Source organism: Bacteroides sp. OF03-11BH, assembly GCF_003604005.1.
GTDB classification, from domain to species: Bacteria; Bacteroidota; Bacteroidia; order Bacteroidales; family Bacteroidaceae; genus Bacteroides; species Bacteroides ovatus.
In genome coordinates this window covers 1-13,101 of record NZ_QTMW01000031.1, presented here as the reverse complement: position 1 = coordinate 13,101, position 13,101 = coordinate 1, and the positions used below count along the sequence as shown (strand labels likewise).

Genomic DNA, 13,101 nt, shown 5'->3' with positions numbered 1-13,101 from the left:
GTTCATCATTTTCTTTTTAATAACTTTATCTTAATATTGTTTTGTATTCTCTTACGTATGCCATCATCCAAACCCAAAAACCAAACAGCCAAAGCTACGCAAACTACGCCGCTTATTGAGAGGATAAAAAAATCCAAATATGGCGTGTGAAACAATGTATTTCTAAATATATATAACAGTAATGGTATAGGCACAGAAACAACAGTTACTATGATACAAGATTTAAATAAAACAAAAATATCTGTCCACGTATATCCCATAATTTTCACCAGTAGGAAAGGCTTTATAAAAATAGCGAGTATCAGAGATGAAAATAACATGACCCAGGACAATGAAACTGGAGAATAACCTAACTTGAACAAAACATAGATGACAGGAAAGGATAAATAGCCGACACAAATGGAACATATAGTAGTTTCCTTTATCTGACCTTTTGCTGTAAACGCACTGTAAAACGATTGGTCAAACACTCCAAAAAGCGTAGTAACAATTGCGAATTGCAGAAATACAACAGAATAATCAGGTATTTGTCCCAGCCAAAGATATAATAATTGCTTTGCAACTAAAAAGACTGGAAATGCTAATATCAACATTAAAAAATATGAATATTTTGTTGATATTAGCAATAAATGCTTACTGCCATCAAAATCATTTGCCGAAAACCTCTTAACGATCTGCGGATTTGCTGCTGTTCGGAAATTGTTAACAAATGAATTAGCTGTCATAGAAACAATATTGGCCACTGAACGTCCTGTCACTATGCCCGAATTAAAAAACATATTAAGAAGAATAGTAGTACCTTGAGCATTTAATGAAATAGAAGTGTTTTCTACCAAATTCCACGATGAAAAGCCGAGTACTTTCTTTATAATAGACTTGTCAAAAGAGAAATGGTAATGAGATTCCTCATAATGACGAATACAGTAATAACGATAAAAAAAAGTAATACCACATTGAACCATAAAAAGCAATGAAGCGCAAAGCATTAATTTATCCCAATCGGAAACCATGAGTATATATACAAGCAGTAATTTCAATATAGCTTCAATAATGCTCGTATAAGCATATATATTCATTTTCTCATGTCCAATAATCACAGCGGTATATGGCACCTGCGTAATACCGACAATAGACATTAATATAGATAAATGATATGTAAATACAGCAGCGGAAAATCGTTCCGGGGGAATGACTAATTTATTATATAAAAACCATAATCCGATAGTTTCTGCCAATAAAGCAACGACCACGCCGAATAATAGATGTACAGTCAATAAAGAGGAAAAAGTATCACTTAGCTTTCCCTTATCTCTCCTCCCCATTTCAAATGTAATAAATCGCGATGAACCGGATGCCAATGAACCATTAATAATATAACTTAATAAACCTGCTACTCCACCCACAGTTTGATAAATACCATAATCATTGACACCCAATGTTTGGAGAATAATTCGTGATGTATATAATGATACGACTATTGTACACAACATTCTAAAATATAAGAATATTGTATTCTTTGCGATTCTATCGTTTCCTGACATTAAGGTAAAATTTTGTTTTTATCTATAAACGGACAGACAGACAACAATTTTTGAGCATCAAAAGTAATAGGAGAATAACTATCTTTATATTGAAGCAAATCCGATAAATCCAAACGTGATCGTATGATTAGTGGTCTATCGATCGGCCTTTTCACAGAAGCGAAATAATCCAAATATTTAAAACTTCCATCAAAGGTTTCATCAGAGAATTTAATCCAAATATTGGGAATATGATACGCATCAGACAGAATCAGACCATGCAATGAGCTAGATATAATCATTTCACATTCTACGATCTCTTTTATCACTTGCCTCCAATCCTTATAATGTTTAATATCAATCTGTCTCGCCTTGTTTCTTTCTCTTTCAATAAATTCCTTTATAATAGAATTACCTAGATCATTTTTATGTAAAATCACCCCTATTAGATATTTTTTATTTACAAATGGAAGAGGGTAAATCTTAGGTAACAATAAAGCGGGATCTCCATATATCTCCGGGCACTCCACCCCTTGTGAGATCAAGTATTTGCGTGTAAGCGGCCCCCTAACAGCCAATACCTTACGAGGAATAGCTGGCAAAGGATTATCCGGTTCCCGCACTCCGCTCCCCCAAATGATACTATCTTTATTTGTCATCCAACCTATTATCGAACCTATAACCATAAAATTAGGCTGCTCCCGTAGATTGAAAAAATCCCAATAATTCAATATACGTTTATGACTCAATTCTTTTATAAGATAATAGTTTATGTCATCACCTATATTACTATGAAACACTTTATTACACAACAAATTCATAGACACATTAAGTACAATCTCATCTGCTCTTTTATGCAAAAGCATATAACCTGTATTTACAATAAGCCTAAATAATCTTATGATTCTACCTTTTATGCGTAATTGTTTAATTCTCATATTATATAATTCATTTGTCTTCTCCAAAATCACATTCGTCTATTCTTCTGTCCTTTCTCCCTTACCACCATGGTGTGTCTCCCCATAGCCATAACCATAGCCATAACGCTTACCATAGCCATAATATTTGCCATACTTACCGTAACCGTAATAATAGCCGTACTTTTTCTTCTGAAGATCCAAACCATTGATTACAGTACAAAGATTAGGCAACTTATTACTATCAGCCAATTCATTAATCAAGGTAAACTCTGCTTTCCGAGTATAGTCTGCCCGACATACGTAAACTGACAAATCAGCCACACGACCTACGAGCAAAGTATCAGTTACCATACCAACCGGGGCAGTATCCAAAATTATATAATCAAAGTTCTTTTTCAATACCTCAATCGCTTTATCCAAACTATCACGAGCTAATAACTCTGTTGGATTAGGTGGTACAGTTCCTCCTGGAAGAATAAACAAATTCTTACTAACATCCGAAGGCTGAACGAAATCCATCAGATTCTTGTCCGGATTCGACAGATATTGAGTAATTCCCTGCTCTTTCCTCGGAATATTAAAAATTTTATTCAAACCGGGCTTGCGAATGTCAAGCCCCACAATCACTACTTTCTTTCCTAATAAAGAAAGACTTATTGCTAGATTGGAAGAAATAAAAGATTTACCTTCACCACTAACTGTCGAAGTCACTAAAATCACTTTCTGATCATTCTCAAGCATAAACTGAAGATTAGTACGGAGATTACGGAAAGTTTCACTCATTAAAGTATTCTGATTCTCAAACACAGCAATAGAACCATTTGCTTCTTCTGTCAACGGTACATCACCTACAATAGGCAGACTTGTTAACTTCTCTACATCACCACGCCCTTCTATTTTAAATTTAGTCAAACCAATTAAAAAAATAATACTAACAGGCAATCCCACTCCTACCACTAAAGCAATTAAGTAGATTATCCTAGGCTTAGGAGAAACTGGAGCACCTTCAGCTGCTGGCTCATCAATAATCTTCGCATTATTCGCAGTAGCGGCTAAAGTAATAGCATTCTCTTCACGTTTCTGCAAAAGCATCAGATAAAGCCCAGCCTTGATTTCCTGCTGACGTGCAATACTTACATACTGGCGCTCCTGTCCCGGAGCATCACTGATACGACGGGAAAAACGACTGGACTCACGATCCAGATCAGCCTTCACGATAAGCAAGCCTTGTAAAGTCCCATCAATAGCAGCTTTTACATTTGCTTTCATGGCACGAATACTTGTATCCAGATTTACAATCATCGGGTTGCTTTCCGTAGAAGTACGAAGTAAACGCTTACGTTCAATAATCAATTCATTATAACGATCTATTTGAGTAGTTAAACCATTATCGGATAAACCAATATTACTAGGTAATACTTCATACTCATTCGACGGATTATTGATATATTTATTAAGATCACGAACTAAATTAATTTGAGTTCCATTTTCTACACGTTTTCTTTCATATTCAGCATTTCCCGATACTGCTAATTGGGCATCACTACTGATATCCGTCAATCCTGCATTTCTTTTAAAAGCTTCCAGCTTATCCTCTGTAGTGCCAAGTTCCTCATCAATAATCTTAATACGTTCATTGATAAACTCTCTCGTCTTTTCGGCAACCTCATTTTTATCATTATTCGTATTCCGATTATACATTTCCATTAACTTATTAATAAAGTCCTGTCCCCGCTGTATATTCGTATTCATCAATGAAACAACTGCTACAGAAGTCGTTTTTGAGGTAGGTGCTATTTCCAATGCCCACTGATATCCTTTTGCCACCCCAAAAGGCTGACTAACTACAGCGCTGATATTTCGTACTACACTTTGCCCTACTATCTTCCCATTTGATAAAGAATCTTTCAATGTAAACCCAAATGTACCTGCATCCGTAGGTAACACTGCTGGAAGTTTATCAAAATGCTTATTATATTCATTCAAGCCTATCTTTAGATTCACATCCAGACCACCCTCTGGAGATAACTTCATATCAACCAAAGCTACATTTGGCAATTTATCCGCCTCTTGTGCCGTCAAATTCACAATTACGGGAGAGGTTTTATACAGTTCCTTTTTAGGAAACTCATCCTCATCATAGTAAGTAATATAAAGTTCCAGATTATTAACGACCTCTTTCAGTATTGTTTTTGAGCGTAGCACTTCTATCTCATTATCAATACTCTGCGTAGAAGTAATCACCCCACCTAATCCCAAGCTTTCCAAATCTGCAGTATTTCCACCACCATTCTTTTTATCATTCTTTATCATGATAGATGCAGAGACCTGATACACAGGAGTTTGAAAATGCAAATACACCCAAGCGCCAATCAAACAAGCTAAAACCGAAGCAATAAACCAAGGCCAGTGAATGATATACTTAAAGAGAATTTCCTGATAATTTACTTTCTCTTCGTCTAATTCACTCATATTATTGTTATACGAATTCTCATTCTCTTTCATTACTAATTACTTATTTAATAAAATTACCAATATATTTGCAAGTGAAACCAAGATAGAAGTAGCAGAAAACCATAATCCCGTATTGGTTCCTATATCCGAATTCTTAGCCTTAGTCTTATTAGGTGTCACATAAATTATATCATTCTGCTGTAACTGATAATAAGGAGACAGTACCATTTCAGCCTTATTCAAGTCCATAGTAATAATTTCCTGCTTGTTATCTTGCCCTGTCCTGATCAATTTCACATTATCACGCATACCATAAATAGTCAAATCACCTGCCATAGCGAGTGCTTCCAGCAAATTAATCTTCTCATTAGAGATCACAAAACTACCAGGCTTGGCAACCTCCCCCAATACCGAAATTCGGTAATTAACAATACGCACAGTTACAAGCGGTGCTTCTTTCAAATAAACCTTCAACTTATCTATAATCAGATTTTCTATCTCCAGTTTAGTCAATCCACCTACATGAATCTCACCCAATACTGGAAAGTTGATATTCCCCTGATTATCTACCAAATACTGCTGTAGAGCAGGTGATGCGTTTCCTTGTCCTACCATCTTTCCCTCCGTTCCACTAGCAGTACCCGAATTTACCAGATTGAAAGGTGCAGCCAGTTCCGGAGTAGAACAAGATACGGCAATCGTCAACAAATCCTTGGGCATAACCTTCACACCTGTCTGACGAACACTCTGTTCTGTATCATTCACAAAAGCCGTATCCTGCAAATAAGGCACTTTCTTATATGATTGGCAGGATACCAGCAAAAAAGCAAGTAACACACCCAAAGTCAATCGTTTCAGTTTTCTCATAACCACCTACTCATGTAATTTTACAACTATTGATTTAATTTTTACTCAATTTCCAATTCCTCACCTAATAAGCCTCTTTATCCCCACGGATTACATTATATACAGTCTTATACATGATATATAAGTCCAGAATGAACGTCCAATGCTCGATATACCAGATGTCACGTTGCACACGTCCTTCCATCTGCCAAAGTTCCTTCGTTTCTCCACGAAAACCTGTCACCTGTGCCCAACCTGTAATACCCGGTTTAACAAAATGACGAACCATATATTTATTTATCAAATGGGAATATTCTTCTGTGTGCTTCAACATGTGCGGACGGGGACCCACTAAAGACATATCCCCTTTCAGTACATTAATAAATTGGGGAAGTTCATCCACATTCGTCTTGCGAATCAGATTACCGATACGGGTTTTACGAGGATCACATTCCGTAGCCTGAAGCGTATCACATTGAGCATTCACCCGCATCGAACGGAACTTATAGCACCAAAATTCACGACCATCTTCACCACTTCGTTTCTGTTTGAAAAAGACAGGTCCAGGAGAACTTATCTTTATAGCCAGTCCCACAATGATGTATATAATCGGGAAAAGAGTACAAAGGAATAGTAGCGAGCAAACAATATCAAAGCTACGTTTCACAATACGATTTTCCAATAACTCAAGTGGCTCACGACGGATAGAAAGTACCGGGACATTACCTAACATTTCAAAATACATTCTCCGTTTCAGATAGTTCCGGACATTGGGAACGCTGAAAAAACGAATTAGATGATTCTCGCAATAGTTGATAATCGGCACAATTTCAGCACTACGGGCGGAAGGAAGACTGCAATAAAGTTGGTCTACCTTTCCCGCATTACGGGTCAAATAATCAACAGCTTCGCACGGCTGCCCCAAATATGCAATATTCATAGGATAGCGGTCTGATGGGAAATCTTCAAAATACCCCTGTACACGATATCCTGATGTCGGATCATCCGTCATGGAATGATAAAGTTCCTGCATATTTTCATGGCTACCCACCAGTACTACCTTTCGGACATTTTCCCCACTTTTGCGATAAAGCTCCAGAATATAGCGAAACGTCAGGCGATAAGAAATAATAACGATAATGAGAACTACATAAAATGCCCCCAGCTGACGCAGGTTAACACATTCAAAATGGAATATGTACGAAAGTCCCAGTACTATCAATACAAAAGGAATCATGTTCCGTGCCACCCGAAGCATTATTTGCTCCGGACGAACCACCGGACGATGAAGAATCACTCCAGAACGAATGTTGCAAACCAGATAACATAAAGTCATCAAAGCCATGTTCTGGAAAAGAGGCATGGAAAACTCAAAAGGAGAACGGTTTCCCCAAAGAGAACCAAACACCCACAACAGTAAGTTCAGTAAGATGATGTCCCCTGAAAGGACAAAAGATTTTAAGACTTTATTAAAACGTTGGACTTCCTGCATTACTTTATTCTTGATTTAGATTTTCATCCATATCCTCATTTTTCTCCCTATACTCAATATAAAGTTCTCCCCATTCTACCATTTTGGCTCGAAACTCTTCTTTTGTGAGATTGTCATAGTAATAGGAAAAAAGACGGGTAAAATCACTTAGACGTAAATCTCCCCAGATATCATCTTGTAATAAGTGGGTTTTCCCATGTGGATTTCTTTACGCATAGCCTCTATTGACAAGTGAGCACGTTCAAACTGCTCTGCGATGAAATGGCCCAGTACGGGATGATTAAATTTTTTCATGTTTATAATTTTATTAGTTGTTAAATACATTGTATTATATGTTAATTTTATGCATATCCGTTCAGACATGTCTGAACGATATATTTAAAAGCTATTTCTACCTTCGCCTCGCGTTTTGAAAATTCAAGACGATAATCAAAAAATATAAATGTTATGACAAACGATTTCAGAATGTCTTATTTCATGCCTCCCATTGCTCCCATCAAAAATGAACTGGGGCGGATTGTTACTCCTGCAACACTTATTCCCTCCTGCGAAGTCTCCGTAGAACAAGTTTTTCAAATGATAACCTGCAACGAGAATCTCAAAATTCTGACCGAGCAAGTACGCAATTCCGGAGATATACGGACAGCAAAAGCATCACTATTGCCTTATGTGACTCCCTGTGGTACGTTCTCGCGTCGCAACAGCAAATGTTTCGTAGCTTCTTCACATCTGGTGGTGGTAGATATCGACCATCTCGATTCCTATCAGGAGGCAGTGGAAATGCGCAGTACATTGTTTAATGACCACCTTCTGCATCCTGTACTCACGTTTATCAGTCCCAGCGGACGGGGTGTGAAAGCATTCGTACCCTACGATCATTTACCCATTGCTAACGACACAAACAGTATCATCGAAAATATGAAACTAGCAATGATGTTCACTGTGTTGCTCTATGGTACTGAAACACCTCCTCCATTCGGAGAAAAACGCAAAGGGGTAGACTTTTCCGGTAAGGACATTGTTAGGTCTTGTTTTCTTAGTCATGATCCGGGAGCGTTGTTTAGAAACAACAAATAATTAGATATTAAAAACTATAAATTAAAATTATGGACGAAATTGAATCGTTATGCCGCCTCTGTGAGGCGGTTGAAACTGCAGGAGCGGATATTGCCCCTACGTATGCTGAATATGTACAACTGGCGTTCGCCATCGCAACGGATTGCGGAGAAGCGGGACGCGAGTTTTTCCATCGGTTGTGCCGGGTGTCTGCCAAGTACGAATGGGAACATGCCGAACGGATATTCTCTAACGCACTTACTACCCGGCATGGAGATGTCCATCTGGGCACTGCATTCCATCTTGCTGAAAGGGCGGGTGTGACTCTCTGCAAAGAGGAAATGATGAACCACCGGAAAAATGCAAAAAATGCAGGAAATGCACCGTCCAAAAATCTCACACACACGCACGTGTATAATAAGGTGGACAATGAAGAACCGGACGAATCCGAAGAGCTGCAGGACGGGAGTGACCCGAACCAACCATTGCCCTCTTTCACCGAAGCGGACTGGCCGAAAATCCTGTTGCTCATCATGAGTTATGCCACCAGCCCCACACAACGCGATGTCATGCTGCTCGGAGCATTGACCGCCATAGGTGCCAGCATGGAGCGATATGTGAGATGTCCATACGCCGGCAAACTCCAGTCTCCTTGCCTGCAAAGTTTTATTGTGGCTCCTTCCGCCTCGGGTAAGGGAATTCTTTCGTTCATCCGGCTGCTTGTAGAGCCTATTCATGACGAGATCCGCCAAAAAGTAGCGGAAGAGGTCAAGGCCTACAAAAAAGAGAAAGCCGCCTATGATACCATGGGAAAGGAGCGCTGCAAAGTGGAAGCTCCTCAAATGCCCAAGAATAAAATGTTTCTCATCTCGGGCAATAACACCGGAACAGGTATTCTGCAAAATATCATGGATGCCAACGGCACAGGACTTATCTGCGAAACCGAAGCGGATACCATCTCCGCTGCTATCGGTTCTGAATACGGACACTGGAGCGATACACTCCGCAAAGCATTCGACCACGATCGTCTGTCGTACAACCGGCGCACCGACCAGGAATACCGGGAGGTAAAGAAAAGCTATCTCTCCCTCCTGCTTTCCGGCACACCCGCACAAGTAAAACCACTCATTCCCTCGACAGAGAACGGTCTTTTCTCGCGCCAGCTGTTTTATTATATGCACGGCATATGGACATGGATCAACCAGTTTGAAAGTGGCGAAACCGATCTGGAAGCCATCTTCACAGGCATAGGCCTGGAATGGAAAAAGCAACTGGACCTGATGAAAGCACACGGGCTTCATACGCTCCGGCTCACTGATGAGCAAAAGCAAGAGTTCAATGCCCTCTTTGCCGATCTGTTTTTCCGCTCGGGACTTGCCAACGATAACGAAATGAGCAGTTCCATAGCCCGACTGGCTGTCAATACATGCCGTATCATGGCAGAAATAGCTATGATTCGTGCATTGGAATGCGACCAGCCTTATCAGTTCAAGGATTCTTCCTCCCCTCTGCTGACCCCTGACAAGGAGATTGCCGCCGATAATATCAAAGACGGCATTATCACCCGTTGGGATGTGACAATCACCGCTGAAGATTTCCATGCGGTGCTGGAGCTTGTAACTCCGCTCTATCGTCATGCCACACATATCTTGTCTTTTCTTCCTTCCACAGAGGTCAAACATAGAGCCAATGCCGACCGGGATGCACTTTTTGAAATGATGGGCAACCAGTTCACCCGCGCACAGTTGTTGGAGCAGGCTGAAAAGATGAAAATCAAACCTAACACTGCTCTTAGCTGGCTGAACCGTCTGATAAAAAAAGGATTGCTTATCAATACAGACGATAAAGGCGTTTATACGCGCACGCATGTGTGCGTGTGTTAGGGAACCCTCGGAAAAAGTGCATTTTTTGCATTTATATAACAACAGGACGTTTCATGAATCCTAAAGCGGCGCTTTAGAGGTGGTAAAGCATAGCTTTACGATTGCTAAAGCGGTGCTTTACTTTTCCGCTCTTCTAAGGTTCTCCCAAGGCATCTACAATCACTCTCACCTCCAACGGGGTGAATGAGCGGCGCTTTGATTCGTAACCTAAGTCGTACAGGCGTTGCAGAAGTCCGGGACATAAAGAGATCCATTTCTTCATCTTTCGATATGCAGCAATGTCAGTTAGTTCCGGAGAATAAAGTTGAGCCAGTTCCATGCGACCGTAGGCGCGTATTTTGAATTCGTTCATGATGAATAAGTTTCTGATTTACAATTACAAAAATAACAAAACATATTCACATATCCTACGTTTTTCCATTGAATAACCGACCGTTACTGCGCATAATTGACAACAATCGCGTGCAACTGTAGACTATTGATTTCTGCGGGTTTCAGGGTTGTATCTTTGTATCGTCGAAAGGGAAAAGAATCCCCCGGACACAATGTTTAACCCTTTAATTTATTGTTTTATGATTCGTTACAAAATTTATCAAAACCAACAGCAAAAAGGCCTGAATGCAGGCAAGTGGTTCGCCCGTGCGGTAAGCGACGAGACGTTTGATTTGGCTAAGCTTGCCGAACACATGTCAAAACACAATTCACCGTATTCCGGTGGTGTCATCAAAGGTGTGCTTTCCGACATGGTAGACTGCATCAAGGAACTGCTGCTCGACGGCAAATGTGTGAAAATCGACGACCTTGCCATCTTTGGTGTGGGCATCCGCAGTAAGGCAGCTGATACGCTGGAAGATTTCTCATTGGAGAAAAACATCACTGGTATGCGTCTGAAAGCCCGTGCTACCGGTAATTTGTCAACCACCAACCTGAAACTCGACAGCCAGTTGAAACAGCAGGCCGAATATCAGAAACCAACAACTGCCGGAGGAGGTTCTGATTCGGGTGATACCCCTGATCCGAAACCGGATGGTGGCGGTGAAGCGCCTGATCCGGCTGCTTAATCCTAAATCCTTTATTTTTAATCTTTAAAAAAGTAACATCATGAGTAATTCATCTTCTCCCCGCTCCGTATGGAGCTTCATCATCAAAGTGATTATCACCGTTGCCACCGCTATCGGAGGTCTGATCGGAGTACAGAGCTGTATGTAGCCTTATGCGTACCATCACTCTGATTATCATTCATTGCAGTGCCACGCCGGAAGGAAAGTCCCTTTCGGCGGAGGCTTGCCGTCAAGATCATATCCTTCACCGGAGATTCCGTGACATCGGCTATCATTTCTACATCACCCGGGATGGAGAAATCTACCAAGGCCGTCCTCTGGAAAAGGTCGGGGCACACTGCCGTGACCATAACACCCATTCGATAGGTATTTGTTACGAAGGAGGGCTGGATATGGCGGGACGTCCCAAAGACACGCGTACATTGGCACAACGGGCTTCTTTGCTCGGTCTGCTCCGCGAATTGAGGAAAATATTTCCTAAGACGTTGATTGTAGGCCATCATGATTTGAATCCGATAAAGGAGTGTCCGTGTTTTAATTGTACGGAGGAGTACCGGGAATTAGATGGTATTATCTAAGTATATTGACCAGCAAACTGGCAATAGATACCAGAATGGAAAATCCCGAAACCCACATCGTCGTACTTGTTCCGATGTCTGCGCTCTGCGCTTTGGTTTTATTAGGAGTGACATACAGGATGTCATTCTGTTGCAACTGATAGTAAGGAGATAATAACAAATCCGCGTCGTTCAGATTGAGTGTAACAAACTGTTTATGCCCATTCCTGTCTTCGCGGATTAGTTTTACATTATCACGAACACCATAAATAGTCAAATCTCCTGCCATGGCAAGGGCCTCGAGCACATTGATCTGCTCATTCACTACCGGATAAACACCGGGAGAGGCCACTTCGCCCAAAACGGAAATTTTAAAACCGGACATACGGACTACTACCGTAGGTCTTTCTTTCACGTAAGATTTCAGTCTATCCGTTATCAGGTTTTCAGCTTCACGACTTGTTAAACCGTTCAAAGGAAGTTTACCTAAAACCGGATAATTGATATTTCCCTGATCGTCCAATAGAAACGTACTGCCTTGCGCATTGAAAGGCTGCGAAACAACCGGATCGGAAGTGGAAACAAGAATGGAAACTTCATCACCCGGTATCAGTCTTGCGTCCTGAACAGGCGCAACTTGCGTATTCGCCTGTTTCAAAATCTCCGCATCCTGCAAGTAAGGTACTTTCTTATAGGACTGGCAAGCCGAGAGAAAGAAGAAAAAGAATATCAGTGCAAAAGCACCGGATAATTTCGTATTCATGTAAATGGTGGATAAATGATGACGGGATTAGTTTTTCTCGCAGACAGCCTCGACATAGCCAATAGGCATATTAACGCAAGCGCATCCCAGCATATTCAGCCGGACGGCAATCTTGCTTTTGCCATCGACATTGACCAGTTCACCAACCAGCCCGGTCAGAGGTCCTTTCACAACACGGACCTTCTCACCACGTGCCAAAGGAGAGCTGTTCATACAAATAGCTTCCTCGGAATAGTCGAGCATGAAACGGAAACGAGCCATCTGCTCATCTGGAATCACCGCCGGAGAGCTCTCACCACGCATCACCATATAACGGCTCACTGTAGAAAAACCCAGAACTTCTTTGCGTTCTTTCGGATTTACGTGCACAAACACCATCATTGGAAGAAGGACAGACTCAACTACCTTGCGCCGGTCACTCCACTGATGAATTTCTTGTTGGACAGGGACGAAATTCTCGATCCCCATTTTGTCTAAACGTTCGGCTACCTTCTTCTCGTGGTGCATACGAACCAGAGCAACATACCAGCGTTTAGAGTGTGCTACGCC

At 40.9% G+C, this 13,101-nt stretch carries 14 protein-coding genes; 5 read left to right on the top strand and 9 right to left on the bottom strand.

What is annotated here, in order from left to right:
* Nucleotides 1–5: 5 nt before the first annotated feature.
* The 6 genes from DXA54_RS19170 to DXA54_RS28245 form a co-directional block, all read right to left on the bottom strand.
* Nucleotides 6–1,541, bottom strand: a complete 1,536-nt coding sequence (locus DXA54_RS19170) for an MATE family efflux transporter (protein WP_120080415.1) — start codon at nucleotides 1,539–1,541, stop codon at nucleotides 6–8.
* Complete coding sequence (locus DXA54_RS19165) at nucleotides 1,541–2,458, bottom strand: polysaccharide pyruvyl transferase family protein (protein WP_229096971.1); 918 nt, start codon at nucleotides 2,456–2,458, stop codon at nucleotides 1,541–1,543. Before DXA54_RS19165 ends, DXA54_RS19170 begins: the two co-directional genes overlap by 1 nt.
* Nucleotides 2,459–2,497: 39 nt before the next feature.
* Nucleotides 2,498–4,945 (bottom strand): GumC family protein, encoded by a 2,448-nt coding sequence (locus DXA54_RS19160; RefSeq protein WP_117515091.1) that lies wholly within the window; start codon nucleotides 4,943–4,945, stop codon nucleotides 2,498–2,500.
* Nucleotides 4,946–4,951: 6 nt separating this feature from the next.
* Nucleotides 4,952–5,767 carry a polysaccharide biosynthesis/export family protein gene (locus DXA54_RS19155; protein ID WP_120080413.1) on the bottom strand — a complete coding sequence of 272 codons (816 nt, stop codon included), beginning with the start codon at nucleotides 5,765–5,767 and terminating at the stop codon, nucleotides 4,952–4,954.
* 58 nt (nucleotides 5,768–5,825) lie between these two features.
* The gene (locus DXA54_RS19150) at nucleotides 5,826–7,232 is read right to left on the bottom strand and encodes an undecaprenyl-phosphate glucose phosphotransferase (protein ID WP_004307284.1); all 1,407 of its coding nucleotides are present in this window, start codon (nucleotides 7,230–7,232) and stop codon (nucleotides 5,826–5,828) included.
* A 147-nt stretch (nucleotides 7,233–7,379) separates the two neighbouring features.
* Complete coding sequence (locus DXA54_RS28245) at nucleotides 7,380–7,526, bottom strand: hypothetical protein (protein ID WP_165863272.1); 147 nt, start codon at nucleotides 7,524–7,526, stop codon at nucleotides 7,380–7,382.
* A gap of 153 nt (nucleotides 7,527–7,679) precedes the next feature.
* On the opposite strand from DXA54_RS28245, the gene DXA54_RS19145 reads away from it, so the two are divergent.
* Nucleotides 7,680–8,309: a BT4734/BF3469 family protein gene (locus DXA54_RS19145; RefSeq protein WP_120080411.1), complete on the top strand. Its 630-nt coding sequence runs from the start codon at nucleotides 7,680–7,682 to the stop codon at nucleotides 8,307–8,309.
* 29 nt (nucleotides 8,310–8,338) lie between these two features.
* Complete coding sequence (locus DXA54_RS19140; RefSeq protein ID WP_120080409.1) at nucleotides 8,339–10,171, top strand: DUF3987 domain-containing protein; 1,833 nt, start codon at nucleotides 8,339–8,341, stop codon at nucleotides 10,169–10,171.
* A gap of 133 nt (nucleotides 10,172–10,304) precedes the next feature.
* On the opposite strand, the gene DXA54_RS19135 is transcribed toward DXA54_RS19140, so the two are convergent.
* Nucleotides 10,305–10,523, bottom strand: coding sequence for a DUF4248 domain-containing protein (locus tag DXA54_RS19135; protein ID WP_004297475.1), 219 nt, complete (start codon nucleotides 10,521–10,523; stop codon nucleotides 10,305–10,307).
* A 220-nt stretch (nucleotides 10,524–10,743) separates the two neighbouring features.
* Between DXA54_RS19135 and DXA54_RS19130 the strand changes: the two genes are divergently transcribed.
* The 3 genes from DXA54_RS19130 to DXA54_RS19125 are packed head-to-tail and all read left to right on the top strand — an operon-like array spanning nucleotide 10,744 to nucleotide 11,810.
* The gene (locus DXA54_RS19130; protein WP_004307288.1) at nucleotides 10,744–11,232 is read left to right on the top strand and encodes a DNA-binding protein; all 489 of its coding nucleotides are present in this window, start codon (nucleotides 10,744–10,746) and stop codon (nucleotides 11,230–11,232) included.
* A gap of 40 nt (nucleotides 11,233–11,272) precedes the next feature.
* Entirely contained in the window at nucleotides 11,273–11,380 is a 108-nt protein-coding gene (locus DXA54_RS28240) for a smalltalk protein (RefSeq protein WP_004297473.1), read from the top strand.
* A 4-nt stretch (nucleotides 11,381–11,384) separates the two neighbouring features.
* A complete protein-coding gene (locus tag DXA54_RS19125) occupies nucleotides 11,385–11,810 on the top strand; it encodes an N-acetylmuramoyl-L-alanine amidase (protein ID WP_004307289.1) in 426 nt (141 codons plus the stop codon).
* On the opposite strand, the gene DXA54_RS19120 is transcribed toward DXA54_RS19125, so the two are convergent.
* Entirely contained in the window at nucleotides 11,803–12,552 is a 750-nt protein-coding gene (locus DXA54_RS19120; protein ID WP_004307290.1) for a polysaccharide biosynthesis/export family protein, read from the bottom strand. The two genes, DXA54_RS19125 and DXA54_RS19120, sit on opposite strands and share 8 nt — an antisense overlap.
* A 27-nt stretch (nucleotides 12,553–12,579) precedes the next feature.
* On the bottom strand, nucleotides 12,580–13,101 hold a 522-nt coding region (locus DXA54_RS19115), incomplete at its 5' end, for a UpxY family transcription antiterminator (protein WP_120080407.1).